This window comes from Halomarina pelagica (assembly GCF_024228315.1).
GTDB classification, from domain to species: Archaea; Halobacteriota; Halobacteria; order Halobacteriales; family Haloarculaceae; genus Halomarina; species Halomarina pelagica.
The window spans coordinates 1,690,065-1,716,724 of the sequence record NZ_CP100454.1 but is presented as its reverse complement, the minus strand read 5'-3'; the positions used below and the strand labels follow the sequence as shown (position 1 = coordinate 1,716,724).

General features: G+C 70.6%; 27 protein-coding genes. 5 read left to right on the top strand and 22 right to left on the bottom strand.

What is annotated here, in order from left to right; translation table 11 throughout:
* Positions 1-29 precede the first annotated feature (29 nt).
* The 5 genes from NKI68_RS08875 to NKI68_RS08855 all read right to left on the bottom strand — a co-directional run bounded on the left by NKI68_RS08875 (position 30) and on the right by NKI68_RS08855 (position 6,333).
* Complete coding sequence (locus NKI68_RS08875; RefSeq protein ID WP_254546355.1) at positions 30-1,664, bottom strand: flippase; 1,635 nt, start codon at positions 1,662-1,664, stop codon at positions 30-32.
* A complete protein-coding gene (locus NKI68_RS08870; RefSeq protein WP_254546354.1) occupies positions 1,661-2,776 on the bottom strand; it encodes a glycosyltransferase family 4 protein in 1,116 nt (371 codons plus the stop codon). Before NKI68_RS08870 ends, NKI68_RS08875 begins: the two co-directional genes overlap by 4 nt.
* 22 nt (positions 2,777-2,798) lie before the next feature.
* Positions 2,799-3,872: a non-hydrolyzing UDP-N-acetylglucosamine 2-epimerase gene (gene wecB, locus NKI68_RS08865; protein WP_254546353.1), complete on the bottom strand. Its 1,074-nt coding sequence runs from the start codon at positions 3,870-3,872 to the stop codon at positions 2,799-2,801.
* 64 nt (positions 3,873-3,936) lie between these two features.
* Positions 3,937-5,685 carry a pyruvate kinase gene (pyk, locus tag NKI68_RS08860; RefSeq protein WP_254546352.1) on the bottom strand — a complete coding sequence of 583 codons (1,749 nt, stop codon included), beginning with the start codon at positions 5,683-5,685 and terminating at the stop codon, positions 3,937-3,939.
* 3 nt (positions 5,686-5,688) lie between these two features.
* Positions 5,689-6,333 carry a TMEM175 family protein gene (locus NKI68_RS08855; protein WP_254546351.1) on the bottom strand — a complete coding sequence of 215 codons (645 nt, stop codon included), beginning with the start codon at positions 6,331-6,333 and terminating at the stop codon, positions 5,689-5,691.
* Between the two features lie 130 nt (positions 6,334-6,463).
* Here NKI68_RS08855 and NKI68_RS08850 point away from each other — a divergent pair, with 130 nt between their 5' ends.
* Positions 6,464-7,093 carry a DsbA family oxidoreductase gene (locus NKI68_RS08850; protein WP_254546350.1) on the top strand — a complete coding sequence of 210 codons (630 nt, stop codon included), beginning with the start codon at positions 6,464-6,466 and terminating at the stop codon, positions 7,091-7,093.
* A 64-nt stretch (positions 7,094-7,157) separates the two neighbouring features.
* Here NKI68_RS08850 and NKI68_RS08845 read toward each other — a convergent pair whose 3' ends face one another.
* The 13 genes from NKI68_RS08845 to NKI68_RS08785 form a co-directional block, all read right to left on the bottom strand.
* Positions 7,158-7,442 carry a hypothetical protein gene (locus tag NKI68_RS08845; RefSeq protein WP_254546349.1) on the bottom strand — a complete coding sequence of 95 codons (285 nt, stop codon included), beginning with the start codon at positions 7,440-7,442 and terminating at the stop codon, positions 7,158-7,160.
* A 385-nt stretch (positions 7,443-7,827) separates the two neighbouring features.
* Positions 7,828-8,337, bottom strand: coding sequence for a molybdopterin-dependent oxidoreductase (locus NKI68_RS08840; RefSeq protein WP_254546348.1), 510 nt, complete (start codon positions 8,335-8,337; stop codon positions 7,828-7,830).
* Positions 8,334-9,593 (bottom strand): P-loop NTPase, encoded by a 1,260-nt coding sequence (locus NKI68_RS08835; protein WP_254546347.1) that lies wholly within the window; start codon positions 9,591-9,593, stop codon positions 8,334-8,336. Before NKI68_RS08835 ends, NKI68_RS08840 begins: the two co-directional genes overlap by 4 nt.
* Positions 9,594-9,595: 2 nt before the next feature.
* Positions 9,596-10,429, bottom strand: coding sequence for a HEAT repeat domain-containing protein (locus tag NKI68_RS08830; protein WP_254546346.1), 834 nt, complete (start codon positions 10,427-10,429; stop codon positions 9,596-9,598).
* Positions 10,426-11,298, bottom strand: coding sequence for a DUF8068 family protein (locus tag NKI68_RS08825; protein WP_254546345.1), 873 nt, complete (start codon positions 11,296-11,298; stop codon positions 10,426-10,428). The genes NKI68_RS08830 and NKI68_RS08825 overlap by 4 nt, the downstream gene beginning before the upstream one ends.
* A complete protein-coding gene (locus NKI68_RS08820) occupies positions 11,295-12,023 on the bottom strand; it encodes a molecular chaperone TorD family protein (protein ID WP_254546344.1) in 729 nt (242 codons plus the stop codon). Before NKI68_RS08820 ends, NKI68_RS08825 begins: the two co-directional genes overlap by 4 nt.
* A 1-nt stretch (position 12,024) precedes the next feature.
* Positions 12,025-12,837, bottom strand: a complete 813-nt coding sequence (locus NKI68_RS08815; RefSeq protein WP_254546343.1) for an ethylbenzene dehydrogenase-related protein — start codon at positions 12,835-12,837, stop codon at positions 12,025-12,027.
* Positions 12,830-13,882 (bottom strand): nitrate reductase subunit beta, encoded by a 1,053-nt coding sequence (gene narH / locus NKI68_RS08810; RefSeq protein ID WP_368410943.1) that lies wholly within the window; start codon positions 13,880-13,882, stop codon positions 12,830-12,832. Before narH ends, NKI68_RS08815 begins: the two co-directional genes overlap by 8 nt.
* Complete coding sequence (gene narG / locus NKI68_RS08805) at positions 13,879-16,740, bottom strand: nitrate reductase subunit alpha (RefSeq protein WP_254546342.1); 2,862 nt, start codon at positions 16,738-16,740, stop codon at positions 13,879-13,881. The genes narH and narG overlap by 4 nt, the downstream gene beginning before the upstream one ends.
* A complete protein-coding gene (locus NKI68_RS08800) occupies positions 16,737-16,919 on the bottom strand; it encodes a DUF8120 family protein (protein ID WP_254546341.1) in 183 nt (60 codons plus the stop codon). The genes narG and NKI68_RS08800 overlap by 4 nt, the downstream gene beginning before the upstream one ends.
* Positions 16,912-18,312 (bottom strand): cytochrome b, encoded by a 1,401-nt coding sequence (locus NKI68_RS08795; RefSeq protein ID WP_254546340.1) that lies wholly within the window; start codon positions 18,310-18,312, stop codon positions 16,912-16,914. Before NKI68_RS08795 ends, NKI68_RS08800 begins: the two co-directional genes overlap by 8 nt.
* Positions 18,312-18,968 carry a QcrA and Rieske domain-containing protein gene (locus tag NKI68_RS08790; protein ID WP_254546339.1) on the bottom strand — a complete coding sequence of 219 codons (657 nt, stop codon included), beginning with the start codon at positions 18,966-18,968 and terminating at the stop codon, positions 18,312-18,314. Before NKI68_RS08790 ends, NKI68_RS08795 begins: the two co-directional genes overlap by 1 nt.
* Positions 18,965-19,549 carry a hypothetical protein gene (locus tag NKI68_RS08785; protein ID WP_254546338.1) on the bottom strand — a complete coding sequence of 195 codons (585 nt, stop codon included), beginning with the start codon at positions 19,547-19,549 and terminating at the stop codon, positions 18,965-18,967. The genes NKI68_RS08790 and NKI68_RS08785 overlap by 4 nt, the downstream gene beginning before the upstream one ends.
* 260 nt (positions 19,550-19,809) lie before the next feature.
* On the opposite strand from NKI68_RS08785, the gene NKI68_RS08780 reads away from it, so the two are divergent.
* Entirely contained in the window at positions 19,810-20,439 is a 630-nt protein-coding gene (locus NKI68_RS08780; protein ID WP_254546337.1) for a helix-turn-helix domain-containing protein, read from the top strand.
* The gene (locus tag NKI68_RS23930) at positions 20,372-20,698 is read left to right on the top strand and encodes a DUF7560 family zinc ribbon protein (RefSeq protein WP_438267800.1); all 327 of its coding nucleotides are present in this window, start codon (positions 20,372-20,374) and stop codon (positions 20,696-20,698) included. Before NKI68_RS08780 ends, NKI68_RS23930 begins: the two co-directional genes overlap by 68 nt.
* A gap of 24 nt (positions 20,699-20,722) precedes the next feature.
* On the opposite strand, the gene NKI68_RS08775 is transcribed toward NKI68_RS23930, so the two are convergent.
* The 3 genes from NKI68_RS08775 to NKI68_RS08765 form a co-directional block, all read right to left on the bottom strand.
* The gene (locus tag NKI68_RS08775) at positions 20,723-21,442 is read right to left on the bottom strand and encodes a CehA/McbA family metallohydrolase (RefSeq protein ID WP_254546336.1); all 720 of its coding nucleotides are present in this window, start codon (positions 21,440-21,442) and stop codon (positions 20,723-20,725) included.
* Entirely contained in the window at positions 21,443-22,126 is a 684-nt protein-coding gene (locus tag NKI68_RS08770; protein WP_254546335.1) for a CDP-alcohol phosphatidyltransferase family protein, read from the bottom strand. It abuts the gene before it with no gap.
* A 77-nt stretch (positions 22,127-22,203) separates the two neighbouring features.
* On the bottom strand, positions 22,204-22,788 hold the full coding sequence (locus tag NKI68_RS08765; RefSeq protein WP_254546334.1) for a GNAT family N-acetyltransferase: 585 nt from the start codon (positions 22,786-22,788) through the stop codon (positions 22,204-22,206).
* Positions 22,789-22,796: 8 nt separating this feature from the next.
* On the opposite strand from NKI68_RS08765, the gene NKI68_RS08760 reads away from it, so the two are divergent.
* Positions 22,797-23,768, top strand: a complete 972-nt coding sequence (locus NKI68_RS08760) for an NAD(P)-dependent oxidoreductase (protein ID WP_256562686.1) — start codon at positions 22,797-22,799, stop codon at positions 23,766-23,768.
* Between the two features lie 105 nt (positions 23,769-23,873).
* Positions 23,874-25,034, top strand: coding sequence for a glutathione-independent formaldehyde dehydrogenase (locus NKI68_RS08755; protein WP_254546511.1), 1,161 nt, complete (start codon positions 23,874-23,876; stop codon positions 25,032-25,034).
* 480 nt (positions 25,035-25,514) lie between these two features.
* On the opposite strand, the gene NKI68_RS08750 is transcribed toward NKI68_RS08755, so the two are convergent.
* A complete protein-coding gene (locus tag NKI68_RS08750) occupies positions 25,515-26,510 on the bottom strand; it encodes an outer membrane protein assembly factor BamB family protein (protein ID WP_254546332.1) in 996 nt (331 codons plus the stop codon).
* Positions 26,511-26,660 lie beyond the last annotated feature (150 nt).

Below are 26,660 nucleotides of genomic sequence, written 5' to 3'. Positions count from 1 at the left end.
CGCTCTGGGGGAGCGATCCAGGACGGTCCTCACGAGAAGCGATCGAGGAAGGCGTCGAGCAGGGGGTGGGTGACGCCGAACCGCTCCTCGGCGGACCGGACGAGCATGACCTCCTCGGCGTTCAACCCGAGCGCGAACAGCACGAGCAGGAGGTACGCCACGGCGAACGCCGCGCCGAAGGCGATCAACCCCGCCAGCGTGGTGAGGGTGTCGGGGGCGAGCAGCGCCGTCGCGCCGAACAGCGGGAGCGCGACGAGCACCGGCGCGACGACGCGCCGGGAGATGGTGAACCGCCCGAGGTAGTAGCGCAGTTCGAGGACGGTCAACGCGTCGATGGTCATGTACGCGATGACGGTCGCGACCGCCGCGCCGAAGATGCCGTACTTCGGGATGAGCACCACGTTGAGGCCGACGTTGACGGCCGCGGCGACGGTGTTGTTGATCGCGAGTTCCCGGGAGTTGCCGAGCGCCTGGAGGAGGTTGGCCTGCGCGTTGAGCACGTTGTGGACCGCGAAGCCGAGCGCGAGGAGGGCGAGCGTCGCCGCCCCCTCCGCGTACGCCGGACGGTAGACGACGCTGATGAAGTCGGCGGGGTAGAACACCAATGGGGCGAGCGCCGGGATGCTGGCGATGACCAGCCAGCGAAGCACCGCGTTCTGCACGCGGAGCATCTCGTCGCGCCCCCCGCTGGCCTCGACCTCGCTCGCGACGGGCGTCCCGATGAAGTTGAACGCCGCGGAGAACATGATGATGAGCTGGGCGGCGGCGTAGGCGACGCCGTAGACCCCGACGGCCTCGCTGTCGAGGAAGTACAGGACGAGGAAGACGTCGATGCTCCGGTAGATGAAGTTCGCCGCCCCCGTGACGACGAACGGCGCGGAGTAGCCGACGAACTCGCCGAGCAGCGACCGATCGAGGCCGGACTCCCCGGCGGGGAGTACCCGCCAGCAGTAGTAGACGGCGAGCGCCGACCCCACGACGTACGGGACGGCGTACGCGCCGGCGACGCCCGCCTGGTCGAGCCCGTAGGTGACGGCGACGACGACCAGGCCGAACCGGACGGTCGGCTGGAGGATGTTCTCGACGTAGACGCGGTAGCGCGACTGCTTCTGCCCGCGGATCCCCCCGATCGAGATGACCGTCGCCGTCGAGAAGGGGATCGCCGCGCCGAAGATCCGGAGGCTCACCGCGACCGTCGGGTCGCCGAACACCCGGGTGGCGATGGGTTCCGCGAAGAGCACGAACACCCCGCCGACGACGATCGCCACGGGGAGACCGAGCAGGAACGCCGCCCGGGCGACCGCGCGCTTGCGCTCGTCGGGCAGTCGCGGGAGGTAGCGTGCCATCCCCTCGCCGAAGCCGACGCTGGAGACGATCGCGCCGATGTTGAGCAGCGCCGTCCCGGTCGTGATCCCCCCGAACCCGCCGGTCGAGAGGTAGCGGGCCGCGAGCACCTGCGCGAGGAAGGCGATGACGACCTCGACGACCAGGCCGACGTAGACGACCCCCGCGCCCTTCGCGAGGTCGCGGATCGCCTGGTCGGTGCTCCCGCCGCTCCCGCCGGCGTTCGTCCCCCCTCGACCGTCGCCTTCGGGGCCGCTTCCGTCGGCACTCGCGTCGCGCTCGTCGGCGTTCGCGTCGTCGCCGAGTGTCTCCTCGCTCATCGGTCACAGATGCGGGCGAGCGCCCGCTCGTATCTGTCGTAGAGTTCCTCCCACGAGTAGGACTCGATCACCGCCGCCCGGCCGTTCCTCCCGAGTCGCGCCCGCTCGTCGGGAGCCGCCGCCAGTCGGTCGACGGCGCGCGCCAGGGCGTCGGGCCGTCCGGGCGGACAGAGCAGTCCCGTCTCGCCGTCGTCGATCACCTCGGGGACGCCCCCGACGCGGGTGGCGACGACGGGCGTCTCGGTCGCCTGCGCCTCGAGCACCACGCGCGGCAGTCCCTCCGTGTACGACGGGAGGACGAACGCGTCGACGGCGCGGTAGATCGCCGGGACGTGCTCGTAGGGGACGGCCCCGAGGAAGACCGCGCGCTCGCCGGCGACCGTCTCGAGTCGATCGCGCTCCGGGCCGTCGCCGGCGACGACCGCCGTCACGTCCGACCGACAGCGGTTGACGGCGGTCAGGAGGTCGTACACGCCCTTGTAGCGGTGGAGGCCGCCGACGAACCCGACGGTGAACCCGTCCTCGGGGAGCGCCGCCGCGTACCGATCGGGGAGCGGCGGGCCGGCCGGCGCGAAGCGCTCGACGTCCACCGCGTTCCGGACGTCGTACACCCGGTCGGCCGGGACGCCCCGCTCGCGGAGCTGTCGCCCGATGTACGCACAGACGACGAGGTAGCCGGCGTGGGGGACGCGGAGGCGCGCGCCGACGGCGGCCGCCTCGACGCGCGCCCGGAGGCCGCCGCCGTCGACGCCGAGCGTCGAGCCGACGTGGACCGCGTGCGGGACGCCGAGGACGGCCGCGGCGGCCGCCCCGGGGAGGTACGTCTTGCGCGTCTTCGAGACGATCACGTCCACCGACTCGGTCCGACCGACGGAGACGGCGCGCGAGAGCGTCGCGAGCGCGCCGGCGACGGGCCTGATCCGCGGCGAGACCGACCGCTGGTAGGGTCGCTCCGGCGCGTCGTTCCAGTCGACGAGGAAGACCTCGTGTCCCCGCTCGCGCAGGCCGGTGACGACGTTTCTCACGTGGATCGCGCCGCCCCGCACCAGCGCGTCGGAGAAGCCGATCGCCTCCTCGGTGAGGTAGAGTACGCGCATCGTGTCAGTGGTCATCGTCTCCGCGTGGCGAGGGCGATCACAGCCGTTCGGCGAGCGCGTCGACGATGCGCTCGCCCGCGCGCCCGTCGCCGTAGAGGTTCGGGTGGCCGGTCATGGCGGCGTGCGCCTCGTCGTCGGTGAGGAGCGCGTCGAGGCGCGCGCCGAGGTCCCCCGGTTCGACGAGTTCGTTCACGCCCGCCTCGACCGTCTCCGGGCGCTCGGTGTTGGGCCGGACGGTGAGGCAGGGGACCTCCAGGATCGAGGCCTCCTCCTGGATGCCGCCCGAGTCGGTGACGACGACGCGAGCCCCGTCGAGCAGTTTGAGGAAGTCGAGGTAGTCGAGCGGGTCGACCAGGCGGAGCGAGCCCTCCGGTTCGTAGCCGATCTCGTCGAGGACGGCCTGCGTGCGCGGGTGCGCCGGGAGGACGACCGGCGCGCGCGCGCCGTCGAGGGCGTCCATGACGGCGCGCAGGCGCTCGGGGTCGTCGGTGTTGCTCGCCCGGTGGATCGTCGCCGCGACGTAGCGCCCCTCCAGGTCGAAGCGCTCGAGCACGGAGGAGCGCTCGGCGGCGAGCGGGGCGTGCTCGCGGCAGGCGTCGACGATGGTGTTGCCGGTCTCGTGAACGCCGTCGGTGACGCCCTCCTCGGCGAGGTTGGCGACGGCCTGCTCGGTCGGCGCGAACGAGAGGTCGGCGACGTGGTCCGCGACGACGCGGTTGACCTCCTCGGGCATGCTCCGGTCGAAGCTCCGCAGTCCGGCCTCGACGTGGCCGAACGTGGTCGGGAGCTTCGAGGCCGCGAGCGCCGTCGAGAGGACGGCGTTCGTGTCGCCCAGCGCCACCACGGCGGCGGGATCGCGCTCCAGCAGCAGGCGCTCGACGCCGACGAGCGCGTCCGCGGTCTGCTCGCCCTGCGTGCCGCTGCCGATCTCGAGGTTCGAGTCCGGCGTCGGGAGGTCGAGCGCCTCGAAGAACGCGCCGCTCATCTCCGCGTCGTAGTGCTGTCCCGTGTGGACCAGGTAGCGGTCGAACGTCCCCTCCGCGGCCCGGATCACCGGGGCCATCTTGATGATCTCGGGGCGGGTCCCGACGACGACCACGAGTTCTCGCATATACGACTATCCCACGGCCCACCCCCTTGCGTCTTTCTGCCCCGACGGTCAGTGGCCGGTGGTATCACGCGCCTCGGCCGTCGGTGACGTCGCCCTCGTAGACGACGCCGCGCTCCGCGTCCAGGGTGACGGTCGTCCCGGGCGGAACGGCGCGACGGTCGAGCGTCGCCCCCGAGATCATCGGCACGCCCAGTTCGCGCGCGACGATGGCGGGGTAGCCGGTCATGCCCCGCCGGGCGGCGACGATGCCGCCGATACGCGAGAGGTCGCCGACGAACTCGTCCCCGAAGTCCTCCGGGAGGGCGACGACCGCCCCCTCGGGGACGTCGCGCAGGTCGCCGTCGGTGTACGCGACGGGGCCGACGGTCCGACCGCTGACCGCGCCCCGGCCGGTCGCCAGCGTCTCGCTTGCGACGTGCACCTTGAGCATGTTCGCCGTGTCGGTCCCCTCGACGTCCGTCATCATCCCCGAGAGGACGACGACGGTGTCGCCGCTCTCCGCGGCCCCCGTGCCGAGCGCGGCGTCGACCGCCTGGCGGACGATCGCCTCGGCGTCGGCGACGCGGTCGACGTGGACCGGGCGAACGCCCCACGACAGCGCCAGGCGACGGCGGACGCGCTCCTCCGGCGTCGCCGCGACGACGGGCACCTGCGGGCGGTACTTCGCCGTCTTGAGCGCCGTGTAGCCGGACTCGCTGGCGACGACGACCGCGCTCGCGCCGACGTCGCGGGCGAGAAAGCGCGCGGCCCGGGCGAGCGAGTCGGCGCTGGTCGCGCCCGCCCGCGGGACGCGACCCTCGCGCAGGTCGGCGTACTCCTCGCTCGCCTCGACCTCCTCGACGATGGTCCGCATCGTCTCGACGACGCGGACGGGGTGGTCGCCGACGGCGGTCTCCGCCGAGAGCATCACCGCGTCGGTCCCGTCGAGCACCGCGTTCGCCACGTCCGACGCCTCGGCGCGGGTGGGCCGGCGAGCGTGGACCATCGAGTCGAGCATCTCCGTGGCGACGATCACCGGCGTGCCCGTCTCCCGGCAGCGACGGACGATCCGCTTCTGGATGAGCGGCACCTCCTCCATCGGGTACTCGACGCCGAGGTCGCCGCGCGCCACCATCACGCCGTAGGCCGCCTCGACGATCCCCTCCAGGTGTTCGACCGCGCCGCTGCGCTCCAGCTTTGCCACTACCGGGACGTCGCCGCCGAAGTCCTCGACGACGCCCGCGACGGCCAGCACGTCCTCGGCGGTGCGGACGAAGCTCGCCGCCACGACGTCGACCTCCCGCTCGACGGCCAGCGCCACGTCCGCCCGGTCGCGCTCGGTGACGGGCGGGAGATCGAGGTCGAGTCCGGGGACGTTCACGCCCTTGCGGCCCCCGAGAGCGCCGCCGCTCTCGACGCGGGCGACGACGGCGTCGCCCTCGACGCGCTCGACGGTCGCCTCGATCCGCCCGTCGTCGACCAGCACCCGGTCGCCAGGGTCCGCGGCCGCGATCGACGCGGAGAGCCCGACCCGCTCGGCGCTCGCCTCCTCGCCCTCGACGAAGCGCACCTCGCTCCCCTCGTCGAGGCGGACGGACTCCTCGAGCGGCGCGGTGCGGATCTCCGGGCCCTGCAGGTCGACCATCGACGCCAGCGGCGCGTCGGATTCGCGATCGACCTCGCGGACGCGATCGAGGAGCACCGCGCGCTCCTCGCGGGTGCCGTGGCTGGCGTTGATCCGCGCGACGGCCATCCCCGCGTCGGCGAGGTCGCGGATCGCCTCCCGCGACGACGAGGCCGGCCCGAGCGTACAGACGATCTTCGCGTCGCCCATCGGTCACTGTCGCCCGGCATCGGATAAAAACCCTCGCGCCGGTTCTACGAGGCGGGCGTAGGCGGGGCCGATCCCGAGCAGCGCCAGCCACGACAGCTTCGCGAGGGTGAGATCGACGAACGCGAGCGGGATCGAGAGCAGGAAGATCCCCGGCACGGCGACCGCCCGGAAGTGGTGGTACCGCAGCACGCGACGGTCGACGTCGGCCACGACCGCCCCGCCCCGCGCGGCGTACCACCACACCCAGGAGAGCAGCAGCCCGGTCGCCGCCATGTGTCCCGCGTAGACGACGACGGCGGTGCGAGAGTTCTCGTGGGCCCCCATCATCCCCGTCGTGAACGAGAGCAGGCCGACCGCGAGCAGGAACACGAGGTTTCGCACGAGCAACCCCTGATCGTAGCGCTCGATGTAGTGGAAGATGCGGTGGTGCGCGAGCCAGTAGGAGCCGACGACGAGGAAGCTGATCGCGTAGCTGGTCAGTTCGTGCCAGACGGGCGAGATACCGGACAGGAGCGTCTCCGGGGGCGCTTCGGGGACCGGGATGTAGAGGGCGGCGAGCGTGATAGCGATGGCGAAGACCGCGTCGCTGAAGTTCACCGTCCGTTCGATGTCGGTCCCCCACTCCTCCGGCGAGCCGGTGCGTGCCATGCCGTCTCTGTGGGTCGGCGCGGGGGAAATCCTCGTCGCGCGCCGGCGTGCGGCTTCCAGTCGGCGGTTGGACGGCCGGCCCGCACGTCCGGACGAGCGTCTTTTGGCGCGTCCTCCACAACGAGAACGTATGAGCGACGAGCGATCCGAGACGATCACGATCTACTCCGACTACGTCTGCCCGTTCTGCTATCTGGGACGCCGGTCCCTCGACCGGTACGAGGAGACGCGCGACGACCCGCTCGCGATCGACTGGCACCCCTTCGACCTCCGGTCGGGGAAGCGCGGTCCGGACGGCGAGATCGACCACTCGGTGGACGACGGCAAGGACGAGGGGTACTACGAGCAGGCCAGACAGAACGTCCGACGGCTCCGGGAGAAGTACGACGTCGAGATGCACCAGGAGATCGCCACCGACGTCGACTCGCTGAACGCGCAGGTCGCGTCGTTTCACGTACAGGAGGAACACCCCGAGCGGTGGCGCGAGTTCGACGAGGCGATCTTCGAGGCGCTATGGACGGAGGGCCGGGACATCGGCGACCCGGACGTGCTCGCCGACCTCGCCGCGGACGTCGGGCTGGACGGAGCGGAGATCAGAGACGCGCTCGCGGACGACGACCTGCGGGAGCGCATCCGCGAGCGGTTCGCCGAGGCACAGCGACGCGGCGTGACGGGCGTGCCGACGTTCGCCTACGACGGCTACGCCGCCCGCGGCGCGGTCCCGCCGGAGCAGTTGAAGCGGCTCGTCGAGGGCGTCTAGCCCGGCAGACTTTTCCCGCGCCCGACATCGCGGGTGAGGGCAGAAGAAACGGACGAAGAACGACTCAGTCGGCCGGCCGTACCGTGGTGGTACTCTCGGCCCGCTCTCGGGGCTCCTTGGACGGCGACTTGTAGACCGCGATGAACGTCCAGAGGACGAACCCCGCGACGGCCCCCAGAGCCGATCCGACGAGGCCGATCGTGTAGAACGCGACCGACTGCCCGAGGAGGACGAACACGGTCGGGACGCTCGTCGTGTAGGGAACGACCGCCTCCTCGTCGAGGAGGATCGGGACGAGGCTGGTTATCGCGACGATGCTTCCGACGAGGATGACGTAGTCTTGCCACATGATGGTAGTACCTCCGTAGTTCGCTGTCACGCGCCCGGCGTGCCGACAGGAGAAGGACGTGCGGACGTTCGCGTTCCACGATAGAACTCGGACCGTAGTAAATATTTTCATAGTCGGAATTAGATGTGTCTGAGCCTCTCGATCCCGGAAGATAGTGTACGATCGCGGACGATCCCGTTCGGCCCCCCTCCGGAGCGACGGCGGAGCGTCGGACGACGCCACCGATACCTCGAACAGAAAGCCCATTACGTCCCCTCCGAACCTCCGCCCGTCGGCGGTACCCGCTGGGATCGCCGCCGACGCATCACCCGCCGACGCGTCGTGGTTCTCCCCCCACCGCGACCCGTCGGCCGCGTTCTCTCTCTTCGATCGCCCGTGTCAGTCGTCAGTCGACCCGTGGTGACGAGTGATCCCCGGGCGGTGCCGGTCGCGCCTCGTACGCGTCGGGGTCGGCCCCCGGCGCGAGCGCGACCCCCTCGATTCGCGTCGGGCCCCTGACCGTGCGCGCACCCTCGATCCCCGGCGCGACGAACCGCGTCGCGTAGGGGCGCTCGTCCCAGATCTGCGTCCCGTCGCGGGCGTACGCCACGATCCCGTCGAGCGCGTCGCGAACGGCGACGCAGGCGCGGTACCCGTCGTCGCTCCCGATCACGAGGTGGGTCGTCGCCTCCGGCATCGACGCGCGGTCGAGCAGTTCCGGGACGGGGACGCCCCGCCAGCGCGCCGTCGTCCGCCGTCCGGACGCGCAGGCGACGGTGCACCGCCGCTCGACGCTCGGTAGCGATCGCAGCGCCGCGACCGAGAGGCACAGTCGCTCCCTGCCGATCACGTCGAGCCGCGGGGACTCGATCGGCTCCCCGCGCTCCCCGCGCTCCTCGCACGCGTCGCCGCTCACGGGTGCCTCGCGCGGAGGACCCAGCCCTCCGGGGTCCGGCGCTCGACCCGGAACGGCTCGATCGCCTCGGGTTCGACGCCGGCCAGTTCCGCGAGGAACCCCCTGACTGGACTCGGGTCGCGGTCGCTCACGAGGTGGAACGGGTCCCCGGAATCGAGCGCCGTGAACCGTTCGCGGACCCGCGCTCGGCGCTCGTCGGCGGTCGCTCCGCGGAGGTCGACGGCGTCGTCGGGCGCGTCCAGTTCCCACGCCTCGGTCACCCGACGCGAGACCTCGGCGGCGAGTCGATCGACGGCGTCCGCGGCGTCCCCCGGCGTCGGCGTCCGCTGCAGCGCCGGCGAGAACGGGAGTTCGGCGACGACCGGCGCGTCCAGCGCCGCCTCGGGCGAACCCCCCGGGAACAGAGAGTGCGTGTCGCCGCAGGACGGACAGGTGAACCCACCCATGTTGACCACGGCACCGAGGACGGGCACGCCGTTCTCCCGGAAGAGGTCGACGCTCCGGTTCGTGTCCTCGACGCTCGTCGGAAACGGGGTCGTCACGACGACCACGCCGTCGACCTCGATCTCCTGTAGCGTCGTCAGTACGACGTCTCCCGTCCCGGGCGGCAGGTCGACGACGAGCGTGTCCCGATTCAGCCAGGCGGTCTCGGCGAAGAGTTCGGTCACCGCGTCGTGGACCATCGCGCCGCGCCACGCCAGCGGCGCGCCGGACGCCATGAAGCCGACGCTCATGGCTTCGAGCGTCGCGTCGGGGCCGGACGCCTCGACCGGGAGGGGATGACCCTCCTCGTCCGCCCGGATCGGTCCCTCGACGTCGAGTAGCGAGGGGACGTTCGGGCCGTGGACGTCCGCGTCGAACAGGCCGACGTCCGCCTCGCCCGCGAGCGCGCAGGCGAGCGCCGTGGCGACGGTCGACTTGCCCACGCCCCCCTTCGCGCTGGCGACGGCGACGACCGTGTCGAACGCGTCGACCCCCGGAGTCCGACCACCAGCCTCCGCCGCCGTCGGTTCGACGTGGGCGCTCCGCACGCCGGGGACGTCGCGGACGGCGCGGAGCATCGCCCGCGTCGCCCGCTCGACCGACGGGTCGAACCCGGACGGGTCGGCCTCGACGACGACCTCGCCGTCGTCGACGCGGATCCGCTCGACGAGGCCGGCGTCGAACGCCGCCCGGTCGAGTTCGGGATCGCTCACGTCTCGCAGCGCCGCTTCGACTCGTTCGCGCAGGATCGCATCCGTGGTGTGTTCGTCCATGATCAGAGATCGGGTCGTCGGTTGAGCGCGTCCTCGCCGGGGAGGACCGTATCCTCCTCGTCCAGCGCACCGCTGAACTGCCGCCGGAAGCTCCCGGGGTCGACCTCGAGTGCGCGCGCCGCGGTCGCGCGCACGAGGTCGCTCTCGTCCGATTCGGCCGCCGCGTCGAGGGTCACCCTGGCGCGGTCGTCGTCGACGCCGCCCAGGAGGTGGACGGCCCACTCCCGGACGCGCTCGCTCGGGTCGTCCGCCCGTTCGAGGAGGACGTCGAGCGCCCCCTCGCCGCGCAGTTTGAACAGCGAGATCGTCGCGTTCCGCCGGGCGGCGTGGTGGTCGTCGTCGAGGGCGTCCTCGATGCGGTCGCGGTGGGCCGCCCGATCCAGGCGATCGAGCGTCACGACCGCCTCCGCGCGCACCCACGGGTCGGGGTCGTCGACCAGCCGGCGGGCCGCGTCCGCGGCGACCTCCCCCCCGCGTTTCCCGAGCGACTCGACGGCGAACTGCCGAACCTCGGGGTCGTCGTCGCTCGCCGCGCCCGCCAGCGCCCGCCCGACGCGACCGTCGTCCGCGCCGGCGTCCGCGAGGGCGAGCGCGGCGCGCCGACGCTCGACGACCGACCCACCCTCGAGCGTCCGGCACAGCGCCTCCGCGTCCCGGTCGGCGACGGGCGTCGTGTCGCTCACCGAGAGTTCCTCCGGCGACGCCTCGCCGATGGTGACGTCGCGATCAACCTCGATGGCCGCGAGCCCCCCGGGGTGCTCCCCGAACCCCGGGCTCCGCTCCGGGTGGAGACGCGGGTCCGGCGGTCCGTCGGTGGCCTCCTCCTCGTCTCTCACGGGCGATCACCGCCCGTGGACGACGCGACGAGCAGGTCGACGCCGACGCAGACCGCGAGCGCTCGCGGGAGCGTCGCGGGGACGCCCGCGACCGCCAGCAGCGCGACGCCGACCGCCGCCTCGGGCGCGCGGCGACGGAGCGCGGCGGCCGCCGTGGCGACGGCCCCGCCGACCGCCAGCGCGACGACGGGGAGCGGCGTCCCGACGACCGCGCCGCCGACGAGCACGACCGCCCCGGTCGCGAAGGGCGCGCTCAGGCCCGCTTTGAGCGCGAGCAGGGCCGCGAGCGCCCCGACCGTCCAGTCGGGCCACGCCGACCGGACGAACGCGGGGGCGAGTCCGACGCCGAGGAGCGCGAGCGTCGACCCCAGGGGCCTGAGCGTCACCGACGCGACGCCCGCCGCACCGGCGAGCGACGCCGCCATGGCGACGACGACGAGCGCGGCGACCGCGAACCGACGCGCCCCGAGTCGTCGCCGACGCGCGTAGACGGCGAGGGCCGTCCCGCCGACGACCGCCCCCGCGGCGGGGAGCCACGCCGCCGGGACGAACGCTCCCGCGGGACCGAAGACGCCGACGAACGCGAGTCCGACGCGCTCGCGCACGTCGTCGGTCAGCGCGCCGAGCAGCACCGCCGCCGCCGCGGGACCCAGCGCGGCGGCCAGCGCGACGGACGGGTAGGCGTCGGCGACGACCGGCGGCAGGGTCGTCGGCGCGTTTCGCGCGACGCGAAGGAGCGTCGTCGCGGCGGGCGCGAGCAGGGCGAGCGCTCCGACCGCGCCCCGCGGCGAGACGGACAGCGCTCCGGCGAGACTCCCCGCCCCCGTCGGGCGGTGTTCGTCACCGGTCGACGCCGAGTGTCGGCTCACGAGCGCCCCACCTCCTCGTACCGCGCGGCCAAGTCGACCTGGTCGGCGGCGGTGAACCGGTCGAGCGCGTCGGCGAGTTCGCCGTAGAGGTCCGTGCCCGGTTCCCCGGCCACTCGCTCGGCGACGCGCGGGGCGACGACGCGGAGGTGCCTGTCGAGGAAGTCGAGTCGCGCCCGGGCGGCCCCCTCGTCGAGCAGCGCGGCGCGTCGGGCCAGGTAGCCGGCGAACTCGAGGAGGTACGGCAGGTAGTCGTGGTTGTCCCGCGCCGTCCGATCGACCCCGAGGCCGAAGTAGTCGTACGCTCGCGCGAGGTCGAGGTTCACGTCGCTCCACGACACGTCCGAGCGATACCGGCTCTCGTAGAGCGAGACGGGCGGCCCCCGCGAGGCGAGCGACCCGTCGCTCCGATCCTCGTACTCCGCGTAGCCGACCGTGAACAGGTCGTTGTACCGCGCACAGAGCGTCTCGTGATCGTCGCCGGTCGTGAGGTCCGGCGGGTCGACGTCGAGCCCCGTGGCCGCGAGGAGGTCGGCGCACTGCGCGTGCACCTCGCCCGCGTCGAGCCGGGCGTACACCGTCTCGTCCGGTTCCTCGAACAGCGTCGCGAACAGCGCGTAGACGCCCCCGCGCGCCGCGGCCGCCGCGTCGAGCGAGGCGACGTCGAGCGGTTCGTCGTCGACCGGGGCCGTGCCGTCCTCCAGCGCGTTTCCGTTCGTGTCGTCCATGTCACGTCCTCCTGACCGCGGTGATCGTCACGAGCGCGACGCCGACGATCGCGAGCCCCGCGACCGTCCACAGGATGGTCTCGTAGGGCGGCCCCTGCGGTCCCGGCCCGAGGGGGAAGTGGTACCACTCGCTCACCGACTTCCGGCCGGACCGCTCCATGTTGGAGCCGTTCCACGCCGCGAACGCGACGTCGACGTCCTCCCCCCCGATCGAGGTCCGGTTCGGTCCGGGGACGCGTCGCTCCCGGGAGAGGACGACCGTCCACCGGCCGTCGTCGTACGTCGTCGTCGTCCGCACCGTCGCGTTCCCGAACGCGGTCGTCGATCCGGGTCCGCCGGCGAGCAGTTCCTCGGTGCCGCCGTCAGCGCTCCAGTACCAGACGTTGACGGGGGTGCGCGTGCTCCCCATCGCGATCGGCGGCCGGGCGCTGGTGTTCACCGGTAGCTGCACCGCGACCGCGTCGGCGAACTCCCGCGGCCCGGTCACGTTCCGATCCGCCGTCCCGTCCTTCCACGAGACGCGGACGTACAGGCGTCGCTGATCCCGTGCGGCCTGCACGTCCAGCGTCTCGACCGACGTGTCGTTCGCGTTCGGGAGCCCGCTCGGCGCGCTCGTGAGCGGAACGTCGACCGACGGCACCGCGGTCCAGACCTCGGCGGTCGGCCGCTGGGGGTTCGCGTCGCCCGACACCTCCTCGACGGGGATCTGGTTCGCCGGCCGGGCCGACGTCAGCGCGGGCGCGACGGCCGCCGTGACGACCACCAGACAGCTCAACACCGCCGCGGCGAGCGCGGCCGACCGCTCCTCACGCATCGTCGAACACCTCCAGGCGGTACTTCCGGGCGGGATTCGTGTCCGTCAGCAGGTCCATGAGTTCGCTCGACTCGCCGAGGTTCACGCGCTCGCGCTCCCGCTGGATCGTGTCCAGCGCGCGGTGGACGCGCTCGCCGAAGAGTTCCTCCAGGTACTCACGCGGGATGCGGTCCACGTCGACCGTCTCGCCGGCGTCGGAGTGCTGGGGCGGTGCGAACGGCGGAATGTAGTAGACGTTCGGCTCCGTCCGGTACTCCGGGTGGAGCGGGAGGGCGACCTCGTACTCCTCGACGAGTTTGTAGATCGGTCCCCGCTCGTCGTCGAGAAAGCCGACGAGCCGGAGCTGAGGGGGGCACTCCTCGGCGCAGGCCGGGGCGAACGTCTCGCCGTCCGGTCCCGACCCCTCGATCCGCGGGTAACAGAAGACGCACTTCTCCGAGGTCTTCGTCCTCGCGTTGTAGTACACCTTCTTGTAGGGGCAGCCCTCGACGCAGTAGCGGTACCCCCGACACCGCTCCTGGTCGATGAGCACGATCCCGTCCTCCTCGCGCTTATAGATGGCCTTCCGCGGACACGCCTCCACGCACGAGGGGTGCGTACAGTGGTTACAGATGCGAGGGAGGTAGAAGTAATAGGAGTTGGGGTGCTCGCCGGCCCCCCGGTCCTCGTCCCAGTTCGGTCCCCACGTCGGGTCCCCCTGCGGACGGAGCGGTTCGTCGCTCCCGTCGTACATGATCGCCTCGTGGTCGAACTCCCAGGCGCGGCCGTAGTCTCCTTGCGCGGGGATCTCCCCGGGCGACCGCTCCCCGTGCTCGGCGGACTTCCAGCCGCCGCCGCTCTCCCCCCAGTTTCGAGGGTACCCCTCGCCCGGCTTCGTCTCCACGTTGTTCCAGTACATGTACTCGCGGCCGCCGCCCTCGGTCCAGAGGGTCTTGCACGCGACCGTACACGTCTGACAGCCGACGCACTTGTTCAGGTCCATCACCATGGCGACCTGGTGGGAGACCCCCTCCGCGAGGTCGACCTCCGACGTCCCGCCGCTCACGACCCGTCACCCCCCTTCTTCCGGACGTCGACGCGGACGTCGCTGTTCACGCCCGTCGGTCCCCAGTAGTTCGGGACGAACCGGAGGTGCTCGCCGGTGTCCTCGGGGTACCTGACCAGCTGCGTCGGCTTCATGTACATCGGGACGAGCGAGTTGAAGTTGTTCCGCCCGGGGAACTGGAACGTCTCCCAGGCGAAGTACATCCGGGCGGTTCCCGTCCGACTGCTCGGGTAGAGCTTCGCCTGCACCTCGACCTCGGCCAGGTCGTTGTAGACGACGACGTCGTCGCCGTCCGCGATGCCCCGCGCCTCGGCGTCCTCCGGGTGGAGGTACACGACCGGCTCGCCGCGCTGGAGTCGGAGCAGCGTCTCGTTGTCCCGCCAGGTCGAGTGGATCGACCACCGACCGTGGGGCGTGTTGTACCGCAGCGGGTACGCCTCGCGGTCCTGCTCGACGACGGGGCGCTTGTGCGTCGGCAGTTCCTCGCCCATCTCGAGGAACCAGTCGTGGTCGATGTAGTACTGCTGTCGGCCGGTGAACGTCGGCCACGGCTCCTTGTCCCGGACGAAGCGCTTCCACGGGGCGTAGGCCTCCCCCTCCTCGATCGGCGAGGTCCAGTGGTCGCTCGCCGCCTCGAACCGCCGGGGCCGCTCGTCGATGTCGTCGAACGTGATTCGCGCGTCGCTGTCCGAGGGGTTCGTCTCCTCGGAGTGCTCGAGGACGAACTCGCAGGCGGCCCTGTCGTCGGCGAGCGCCCCCTCCGCTCCGGACACCCAGTCGCGGACGAAGTCGTCGTGGACGGTCGTGAGGTCGATCTCCCGGTCGAACCGGCGGTCGCGCACCGGGTCGAGGTCGCGCTCCCGCGCGACCGCCTGGATCTTCGCCGCGAGTTCGCGGAAGATCTGCCAGTCCGTCTTCGACTCCCCGAGCGGCTCCACGGCCGGCGTGAACGGGTGTACGTAGGTGTGCATGTCCGTCATCGAGAGGTCGTGCTTCTCGTAGTGGCTCGCGGCCGGCAGGACGATGTCCGAGTACATCGCCGTCGAGTCCATGCGGAAGTTGACGTCGACGACGAGGTCGAGTTTGGGCCAGAGGGTCTCCTCGACGGCGACGTTCCCCTTGGACTGGTTGAAGTAGTTCCCGCGCCAGACGAACAGCGTGGTCGGATCGGGCCGCGTCCCGTCCTCGCGCTCCTCGGGGTACAGCGGCATCCACTCCCTGTCGATGGCCTCCCGGATGCGGGCCGCGGTCTCCTCGTCGGTGTTCTCGAGGATGCCGGCGTGGTAGTAGGTCCACAGCGTCGTCGGGACCCCGCGAACGTCGCCGGTCGGGAAGGAGAGCGTCTTCCAGCCGTGGACCGTCCAGATCTTCTCCTGGCCGACGTAGTGGTCGAGGCCCGTCCCCTGCCGGCCGAGGTTCCCGGTCAGCGTGACCAGCAGCTGGATCGCCCGGTTGCCGAGGTCGTTGTGGTACCAGTCGTTGACGCCCTTCCCGTGGATGATCTTCGCCCGGTCGGCGTCGGCGAACTCGCGGGCGATCCGCTGGTGGGTCTCCCGTCCGACGCCGGTCTCCTCGCGGACGAACGCGGGGTCGTACCTGGCGAGTTCCGCCTTCAGCTTCGCCCAGACCGACCGGACGCGAACCTCGCCGTCGAGGGCGTCGACGGTCCCGTCCACGTCCAGTCGCGGGTCGAAGCCGAGTTCGATGCTCGCGTCGGGGTCGTACTTCCCGGCGCGGTTCCCGAGCGACCCCGGCGCGTCCCGGAGGGTTCCCTCGGCGTCGCGCATCACGAACACCCGGTCGTCCCCGTCGGCGCGGAGGTCGGCGGCGCGGAGGAACTTGCCGGTGTCCTCGCGGACCAGCAGCGGCATGTCGGTCTGTTCCTTCAGGTGCGCCTCGTCGTACAGCCCCTCCTCGACGATGGTCCGTGCCATCCCGAGGGCGAGCGCCGTGTCCGTCCCCGGTTCGGGGCTGAGCCACTCGTCGGTGTGGATCGCCGTCTGCGAGTAGTCGGTGAACACGCCGACGCGCTTGGTCCCGTCGTAGCCGGCGTCGAGGAAGTACTTCGCGTCGGGGATGCGCGTCACGTTGACGTTCGACCCCCACGCGATGAGGTAGTCCGCGTTGTACCAGTCGGCGCTCTCGGCGTTGTCGGTCTGGACGCCCCACGTCAGCGGCTGGCCCGGCGGGAGGTCAGAGTACCAGTCGTAGAAGGAGTGGCTCACGCCGCCCAGGAGGTTGATCAGCCGCGACCCGCCCGCGAAGGAGACGGGACTCATCGCCGGGATGGGCGTGAACCCGCTGATCGCGTCGTACCGCCCCGCCCGCACCTCCTCGACGACGTGGGTCGCGATCTCGGTCAGCGCCTCGTCCCAGGAGATCCGTTTCCACTTCCCCTCGCCGCGCTCGCCGACCCGCTTGAGCGGGTGCTTGACGCGCTGGTCGGCGTTCACGTAGTCCGTGTAGCAGGCCCCCTTCTGGCATCCCCGCGGGTTCGGGTCCGGCAGCGACTCGTCGAAGCGGGGGTAGTCGCCGGCCTGCTCCTCGCGCCAGACCTGCCCGTTCTTCACGTAGACGTTCCACGAGCAACTGCCGGTGCAGTTGACGCTGTGGGTGCTCCGGGCGACCGAGTCCCAGTCCCACCGCTCGCGGTAGAGGTCCTCCCAGTCCCGGTAGGGGTAGTTACCGATGGGGTCCTCGACGATCTCGAGGCCGTCCATCGACAACAGGTCGCCGCTCGCCGCCCCCGCACCGACCGCGGCGGCGACGCCGAGGCCCTTCAGGAAGCCCCGACGCGACGCGCCCGTCTCGGTTTCCGCTCGCTCCGACCGCTCGCCGTGCCGTTCGTTCTCGCTCATGGTTGGTTCCGAATGAATACCGTACTCAGTGCCAGCGCCACCCCGATCGCGCCGAGCAGGAGTCCCGCCGGGGTGTCGCCGCCGAGTTCGAGACCGGCGGCGACGGCGACGACGGCGACGACCTTGCTCGCGCGGTCGATGCGCCGGTACGTCTCCGCGGCGAGTTCGACCTCAGCCATCGCCCGTCGCCTCCGTCGGGTCGCGCCCGCCCGCGTCGCGCTCGCCGTCGTCCCCGCTCAGGACCCGGTAGGTGATCCCCCCCGCCAGGGCGGGACCGAGCAGGAGCGCGACGACGAGGGCCGGGTTGACGACGCTCGTCGACGTGCCAAGCACGTCCGCGAGGATGTTGTTCATCCCCGCGATGGAGGCGATCACGACGAACACGATCGCCGCGACGCCGACGGCGGTCTGCCAGGGTCGCGCCAGCGGGTCGGCCGTGAAGTGTGTCGGCTCCTCCGAGTAGTCGATGAACGGCCAGGCGAACAGCGCCAGGAACACGAGCCCCGGCAGCAGGACCCCGCCGATGAACTCCGTGTTCAGGTGGATCCCGACCACCGGGATCGTGACGCTCATCCACGTCGGCAGGAGCTTCAGGAAGCCGTACAGCCACATGAAGAACCAGTCGGGCATGATGAGTTCGGGGGTGCTCGCCAGGTCGTTCGGGCCGTACTCGGCGACGTTGTGGACGGGGAGGAAGCCGGCGAGCAGCGACAGCGTCGCCAGCGTCAGGAAGAAGACCACGGCGCTGACGGCCGCCTGGTTGGGGAACGCCGGGAGTCCGACCACTACGCTGTCGTCGTCCGCCTCGACGGTCGTCCGCCGGGTCCCCACGGGGCCGTCCCGCGGTGTCTCAGTGTGCTTCTGGCGCAACAGGATCGCCATGTGGACCGCGAGCAGCACGCCGATCGTCGCCGGGATGACGAGCACGTGGAGGAAGTACAGCCGCGGGATCGTCGCGCTGGACGGGAACTCGCCGCCGAAGACGATCTTCGCGCCCACGTCGCCGACGATCGGGATCGACTTCGCCACGTTGTAGCCGATGCCCGTCGCGGTGCTCGCGAACTCGTCGAAGGGGAGCGCGTAGCCCGTGTACGCCGCCCCCATCGCCAGCACGGCCAGCCCGGAGCCGACGACCCAGTTCGGCTCGCGGGGGTTGCGGTACGCGCCGGTGAAGAACACCCGGAGCATGTGGAGTCCGATGGCGGCGACGAAGAGGTGCGCCGCCCAGTGGTGCATCCGACGGATGAACATCCCGTAGGGGACGTCGTAGGTGATGTGGAGGACGCTGACGAACGCCTCCGGGAGGGTCTCGCCCTGGAACTTGGCGACGCTCCCCTCGTACGTCACGTCGCTCGTGCTCGGCTCGAAGAACATACCGAGGAAGGTCCCGGTGAGCACGAGCACGAGGAAGCTGAACAGGGCGATCTCCCCGAGCAGGAACGAGTCCTCGGCGGGGAACGCCTTGCCGAGCGCCCCGCGGCCGGCGTCGAGGTCGAACCGGTCGTCGGTCCACCGGTAGAGGCGCTCGGACGCCGACCCGACGCGGTCTGCCAGCCCGTCGAGCCGGGACATCACTCGCCCCCCGGCCCGACCGGGCCCTCGAAGTCCCCGGTCGCCATGAGGTACCCGTCGCTCGACAGGGTGATCGGAAGCTGCGGGAGGGCGCGCGGCGGCGGTCCGCCGACGACCGTCGCCCCCGCCGTCGGGTCGAACTTCCCGAAGTGACACGGGCAGACCAGGATCTCGCCCTGCTCGTTGGAGACCATACAGCCGGCGTGCGTACAGACCTTCGAGTAGGCGGCGTAGCCCGACACGGTGAACTCGAGTTTCGTCGCGCCGCCGTAGCGGCTCTCCGGGTAGCGAACGAGCAGCGTCGGGGCCTGCTCGATCCCCGGTCGGGGTTCCGGGAACACCGTCGTCTTCTCGCCGGGGCGGAGCGCGGTCTCCGGGACCCGTTTCTCCTCGGCGTCGACGAGGTAGACGCCGTCCGAGTAGATCGGTCCCGTGTACGACCGTTCGAAGACGCGGGACAGGCCGGCGAGGGGGGCGGCCAGGCTGCCGACCGCCGTCAACCCGCCGACCGTCGCCAGCACCTTGGCGAAGTCCCGCCGCTCCATCGCCCCGCGACGGTCAGCGTAGATGCTGGGGCGCGTCTCGAGACCGTGCCCCCGACGCTCCTCGAACTCACACTCACGTTCGCACTCGCACTCCTCGCGTCCCCCCGTCATCGGTGCGCCCTCCGTTCCGCGACCTCGACGTGCGGGAGGAACCAGGCGTAGTAGGCGACGGTGAGCATCGCCAGCGACAGGAACATGCCGGCGGCGTAGACGCCGAAGTACTGCGTCCGGGCGAGCGTGAGGTACTCGCCGGTGAACAGCGCGGCGAACACGATCGCGAGGATCGCCAGCCCGCCCATCGCCAGGACGCCCTCGGTCGCGTCCGACGCGGCGCGATACGTCGCGACCCACCTGTCGTCCGTCTGGAACCACGGCGATCCCGGCCGGCCCGGACGGCCCCCGTCGGCCGCTGCCCGGGCCGGCTCAGCCGACCTGACGGCCGAGTTCATGAACCGGTGGACCGCCGTCAGGACGCCCACCAGGGCGAACAGCGCGACCCAGACGACGACGCCGACCTGGCTCGGCGAGAGCTTGTTCGGCGTGTCGACGAACCCCTGGAGCGGTCGCATCTCGGTGACGCTCTGGTCGATCTCGATCTCCTCGCTCGGCGGCTCGCCGTGGAGCGCGACGTACCACATCGGGACGAGCACCGCGAGGAGGAGGGCCACGACGACGAGGGTCTCGCGCCTCATCGGTCGCCTCTCTCCGGTCTCCCGCGTCGGCTCCCTCGTCCTCTCCCTCCGGCGTTCCGATCGGACCCCTGCCCGTCCGTTCGCCACGCAACTCCGCCCGTGCCGCGGTGGCCGTCTGGCTTCATGGACACTCCTCGTCCGTCGGTACCGACTCGAGGGCGGTAACTCGCCGACCACAGGATGCGGGGTGTTCAAGTACCCCCCGTACCCGAACACCTTCGGGACAACACGCTTGTACTCGCTGGGAGAGCGTCGACGTGATGCGGTCCGGTATCTACGCGGAGATGCGGATCGAGCGTCCCCCGACGTGTCAGGTCGCGGCCGTCTCGCGGGAGGTGTCGCCCGTCGGGGCCGTCTCCAGGAGCGTCTCCGCGTCCGGAACCTCGGTCACCGAGGAGTTCACCGCCTCGGAGGACGCCACCGTCGACGCGGACGAGGTGTTCAGGTACGACGCCGAGAGCGTCTACCGCCTCGCCCGCGAACGCGGTCAGGGGTGCGTCTGCGAACGGATCGAGTCCCACGACTGTCCGGTCCGCGACGTGCGCGCGCGAGACGGTGCCCTCCTCGTGAGTTTCTACGCGCCGGATCTCGAATCGCTCCGGGAGATCATCGGCGACCTGCGCGCCGCGTTCGACGGCGTCGCCGTCCGTCGTCTCACGCGCTCTGAGTGTCCCTCCGACTCGGGCGAACTCGTGCTCGTCGACCGCGACGCGCTCACCGACCGACAGGCTGACGTGCTGGAGACCGCCCACGAGATGGGGTACTTCTCGCACCCGAAGGGGGCGAACGCGGGCGAAGTCGCCGACGCCCTGGGGGTGAACCGTGCGACGCTCGCAGAGCACCTCGCGGCGGCACAGACGAAACTGCTCGACGCGCTGCTGGTCGAGTAGCGCCTCCGCGGCGGTCGTCCCGGCGGCGTCCCCTCGCCCGCGGCATCAACGCCCCGCAAATAGTGGGCTCGGTGTCTTCCCCTCCCACCCCATCGACTACTGGCGCGAAACCGTGCCACCGAAATTCGAATTCAGCTGTCACCGGTGTGACGTGCGTACCGTCGTCGACGTCGACGTCCGAGAGCTGATCCTCGACGGCGGCTGCGTCGTCTGCGGCGTGGACGTGACCGTCGACGCCTTCTCCCGGACCGTCGAGTGACCCGGCCGTTCGCCGTCCGCGCGGTCACCGGCGCGTGAGCGTCACGCCCCGGCGCGCGAACAGCGCGCCCGTCTTCAGGCGGGCGTTCGTCGCGTACTTCCGGACGAACCGCCGGACGGGCGTCCGCCGTCCGCGAACGCGGGTCGCGCCGCGTCGTATCGCATCGAGCACCGCGTCGGCGGACACCTCGTCGGGTGTCGCGGCCGCCGTCTCGACGAGCACCTCGGTGTACGCCCGCCCGACCATCGCGGGCGTGTGGGCGTCGCTCCCACCGATGCGCGCGTGGCCCCGCTCCGCGGCGAAGCGACGGGCGGCCCGTCGCCGGACGGACAGGAGCGAACAGGCGTTGTACGTCTCGACGCCGTCGCAGTCGTCGATGGCGGCCGCCGGTGCGCCGTGGCGGAGCCGCTCGAACGGGTGGGGGACGACCGCGACGCCCCCCCGCTCGCGGACGCGCTCGACGGTGCGCGCGAGCGGTTCGCCGGCCGGCGGCCGCCGGTCGACGCCGAGCGCGAGCAGGTGTCCGTCGGCGGTCGACACCTCGACCCCCGGGAGCGCGAGCAGCCCGTAGGAGGGGGCGAGTTCGACCGCCCGCAGGGACCGCTCGATGGCGTCGTGGTCCGTCACGGCGAGCGCGTCGAGACCGGCCGCGCTCGCCCCCGTGAGGATCTCCTCGACCGTCCCCGTCGCGTCGTAGGACCCCGCCGAGTGCACGTGCGGGTCGACGGCGAGTCGCCGCGTCATCTACGCGCCGACCTCCAGGTAGAGGCAGCCGGCGGCGACGGTCAGCGCCGCGAGCGCGGCCAGGACGTGGCTGCGGTCGGTCTTCGGCGCGCGGTAGTCGGACACCATCAGCGGGCTGACGAGGACGAGGAGCGCGCCGGCGAGCCAGCCGTTCGGGATCCCGGTGAACGCCGCCGCGAGGTAGCAGCCGACCGCCGCGAGGTTCGTGTGCACGACGGTCGTCCCCCGGTAGTAGCTCGTCCCGCCCTCCGCGATGAACCCCTCGTCGTTGTGGCGCACGAGCCGGAGGCCACCGAACGCGACCACGAGAAAGCCCACGACGAGGCTGGCGTAGACGTTCGGCGCGAGCGCGTAGTGATAGAGGAGCGCCGCGCTCACGAGGTAGACGAAGACGTCGATGAAGGAGTCGATCTGCCGGCCGAACGCCGAACTGACGCCCGAGCGGCGCGCCCAGTAGCCGTCGAGCTTGTCGAACCCGTACCCGCCGAGCATCGCCAGCACGGCCCAGTTCGGCTCGCCCGTGAGGAACAGGACGGCGCTCGCCCACCCCCAGAAGAGCGCCACGAGACTGATGTAGTCCGCGACGGTCAGCCGCCGGAGGACGTTCTCCCGCTCGAAGCGCGGCCCTCGCCGGTCGACCCGCGTCACGACCCGCCGGACCGCCGACCCGATTTCGTCGGACATCGCGTACAGTCACGCCTGCGACGAACTGGGATATAAATATTCCGTGTAAGGTATTTACTTATTGTCTATTATATTTATTACCTTCCCGTCGCGTCCGTCCGCCCTCGGTGGCTCAGTCCGCCGAGGCGGTAGTACGTGTGGAGCGTCCGCGCCTCGAAGCCGTTGGCCTCGAACACCCACTGCGACGGCCGGTTGTCCGTGGCGACGAGCGCCGAAGCGCGGTCCGCTCCGCGCTCGCGGGCCGCCCGGACGCCCGCCGAGACGAGCGCCGTGGCGATACCGCAGTCGCGGTGGGCGGGCGGGACGTAGAGCCGCCAGAGGTACGCCCCGTCCGTGCGTACCGTCGCGTCGAGCGGCGGGACGCGGACCGGCCGTCCCACGCTGACGACCACCTGCCCGGCGAGTTCGTCGCCGCTTCGGGCGACGAGGACGAGGTCGTCCCGCGCGAGATCACCGTCGAGCCGTTCGAGTTCGGGGGGCGCACCGCCCTCGAACGCGAGCGTCACCCTCTCGGGGGGCGACGGCGCGGGAACGTCGTCGTCCAGGTCGCGGACGTACTGGTACATGCGGGCCCCGGTGACGCCCCGCGCCGCCAGCCACTCGTACAGCCGTCGGGCGCGGGCGGTGCGCGTCACGCGCCAGAGGGGGAGGCGGGCGGCCATCGATAACTATGTATTCGAGTCACAGAGAATATAGCTTGCGCCCGCCACCGTCGACCGAGCGTACAAGCCCCGCGAGCGCGTACCGCGTTTACATGCAGACAGTCGGCTTCGTCGGCCTCGGCGCGATGGGCGCGCCGATGGCCCGGACCCTCGCGGACGCGGGCCACCCACTCGTCGTCTACAACCGCACCGAAGCGCGAACGGAACCCTTCGCCGAGGCGGGACACGCGGTTCGGGAGTCCCCGGCCGCCGTCGCGGCCGAGGCGGACGCCGTCTTCGTGATGGTGACCGGTCCCGAGGCGCTCCGCGCGGTGGTCACGGGCGAGGAGAGTATCGTCGAGGGACTCGCGGAGGGCACCGTCGTCGTGAACACGAGCACCGTCTCGCACGACGCGACGACGGCCGCGGCGACGGCGGTGGCGGACGCCGGCGGCCGGTACGTGGACGCGCCCGTCCTCGGGACGGTCGGCCCGGCCGAGGAGGGCGACCTCGTCGTGCTGGCCTCGGGCGACGACGACGCGATCGCCGCCGTCCGCGACCCGCTCGACGCGATCGGGTCGTCGGTGTTCGACTGCGGCGCGGTCGGTCAGGGGACTACCATGAAACTCACGACGAACCTGTTGCTCGGGAACTTGATGGAGGCGTTCGCCGAGGCCCTCGCCTTCGGGACCGCCCACGACCTCCCGCTCGACACGGTGCTCGACGTGATCGACGACGGCGTCCTCGGCGCGCCCCTGTTCGCGGTCAAGGGCGACGCCGTCCGGGAGCGATCGTTCGATCCGCAGTTCCCGGTCGACCTCCTGTTCAAGGACCTCTCGCTGGCGCTCGACGCGGCGGGCGACGCCGAGGTCCCCCTGCCGGCGACCGCCGCGACGCGGGAGGCCGTCGGCGCGACCCGGGCGCTCGGGTTCGGCGGGGAGGACGTGGCGGCGCTCGTCAAACACCTCGAAGCGACGACCGGCACCACGATCGGCGAGTGAGAGCGGCGTCGCTGATTGCCTTCACAGAGTTACAGTCAACCTATCACTGAAAAACGAGTAAGGAGCCGTGCGGTGTGGTGTGAGGCGGGGTGTAATTCGATGACAATGGACGCGGTCGTATACCAGGGACCGCACGACGTCGCGGTGGAGGAAGTGGACGAACCGGAACTCGAGAGCCCGAACGACGCGATAATCGACATCACGACGACGGCCATCTGCGGGTCCGACCTGCACATGTACGAGGGGCGGACGTCCGCCGAACCGGGGATCGTCTTCGGTCACGAGAACATGGGGACCGTCACGGAGGTCGGCGAGGGCGTCGAGACGCTGGAAGAGGGCGATCGGATCGTCCTCCCCTTCAACGTCGCCTGCGGCCACTGTCGCAACTGCGAGAACGGCTTCACCGGCTTCTGTACGAACGTCAACCCCGGCTTCGCCGGGGGCGCGTACGGCTACGTCGCGATGGGTCCGTACAAGGGCGGGCAGGCCGAGAAGCTCCGCGTGCCCTACGCCGACTTCAACGCGCTGAAGCTCCCGGAGGGGAACGAGCACGAGGACTCCTTCGCCCTGCTGGCGGACATCTTCCCGACCGGCTGGCACGGGACCGAACTCGCGGGCCTCCAGCCCGGCGAGTCCATCGCCATCTTCGGCGCGGGGCCGGTGGGGCTGATGGCCGCCTACAGCGCGAAGATCAAGGGGGCCGCCGAGATCTACGTCGTCGACCGCGTCGAGAGCCGACTCGACCTGGCGGTCGATCACTGCGACGCCACGCCGATCAACTTCGAGGAGGCCGACCCGGTCGAGCAGATCAAGGAGGCCCACGGCGACGGCGTCGACCGCGGCGTGGACGCCGTCGGCTACCAGGCCATCGACCCGGACACCGACCCCGGCGACGAGGCCTACGACCCCGCCCGGGAGAACCCGGCGGTCGTACTCAACCAGCTCATCCAGACCGTCCGCCCGACGGGTCAGCTGGGGATCCCGGGCCTGTACGTCCCGCAGGACCCCGGCGCGCCCGACGAGATGGCCGCCCAGGGCCGGCTCGGCATCGACTTCGGGAAGCTGTTCGAGAAGGGCCTGCGCCTCGGAACGGGCCAGTGCAACGTCAAGCAGTACAACCGGCAACTGCGCGACCTCATCATCGAGGGACGCGCCGACCCGAGCTTCGTCGTCTCACACCGCGTCGGCCTCGACCGCGCGCCCGAGATGTACGAGCGGTTCGACGAGCGCGAGGAGGGCGTCACGAAGGTGTTGCTCGAACCGTAGCGGTGGTCTCTGTACTTTATTTAGAAGTGAACCGTGGTTCCCGTGTAAACGGAACAGCTGTGTCGGTAATATACCTCGGTCTTGGCTACGCTTGCCAAATAAACGTTGGGAGTACATCTTCCCAGTTATCGTTCTGAAGCCATCGCCGATAGTCAACCCAGCCGTCATGGACTGCCCAGTACAATCCGTCGGAACGCTCGTCGTATCCGATGGTTGCAACGCTGTGGTCGCCGTATCCTTCGCCGCTTTTATCCTGTTTCTCCCCCCACCGTTCATGTTCAGTATGAACGGTTCGTCTTTGTCGATGGCACTCTTCAGATCGCCTTTCCAATCCCAAGTATAATCGCCGTTTATTGCGTCATAGTTATTTTTGCCAGCATCGTACGATCGAATCGCAGGTGGAATCTTCGATTGAAAGCATACCATATATGTTTTGTTACGATATTTACTTGACTCTCGGACAGAAACAGTTCTAGACAGTCACGAAAACGCGAGAATGTCTGTCTCCGTCGATACGAGGAGTCTCCCACCAGCCACGATCGGGGCGGCGAGCGGGCGAGATCGAAGCTTCCGCTCCCAGCGCTCCGTTCCGTCGTGAGCGACCGCGACGATAGCATCCGCCGTGCAGAGGTACACTGCGGAGCGATCCGCGACGATTCGCGTTACCCCGCTGGACGAGGGCGCGTACGTCCACTGTTCCTCCCCTGACGTCGGACTGAACGAGTAGAGTCGTTCACCGAGTACGTACAGCGCGTCGTCGGTGAGCGCGATCCGTTCGGCGTCGCTGATGTGAACATCGAGATCGCGCCGGTAGAGGCGTTCGCCGCTCTTGACGTCGAACGCCTGGAGGTACACGTCGTTTGCCGGGAGGCTCTTGAAAACCCCGCATAGAACCCCGTCAGTAGCCATCAGCTGGTAGGGATCGAGATCGACGGACGCCTCGAACGCCGGTTCGGCGGATGTGACAGTGACTCCGACGAGACGTCCTGAACCGCTCGCGTCTTCACCGTAGAGGACGCCACCGTCGGCGACAGCTTTTGCGAGACCGTACTCGTAGAGTATCTTTCCGTTCTCGGGATTGAGTTGTACGGCAACGTCCGGGACGCGCGCCGCGATGAGCAGGTCATCGACAACCATCAGATCGACGTACGACGGTTCCGTCTTCGTCCACCGTTTCGCTCCCTCGGTCGCGGACACGCGGAACTGTTCGGTAAACAACGTGTTCTGGGATGCGGCCGCGTGTTGTGGCGGTTGGTTCCCCTCAGGAAGGATTGGGACGGACCAGTACTGTTCACCACTGACGGCATCGAGAGAAACGAGCCGATCCGCCCGCGCGACGTAGAGCCGTTCGCCTCGTACGATCGGTTGCTCGGAGTCACGAGTTCGATCGAGATGGGTTCGCCACTCTACCGAAGGGGGTCCCTTCGGACCGTCCGCTGGTGTTGAGAACGTACGGCCGGGATCGTACCCCGTCATCGGCCAGTCTGCGTCGGTCGGAGGCGACCAGTCCGCGACGTTGGCGTCTCGAACCAGGACAGCATCACTCTGTGCGTCTGCCCGATTCGGTGTGTCGTTATTGCCCAGTAATTCTTGACAACCGCTGGTACTGCCGAGCGTCGACAGCGC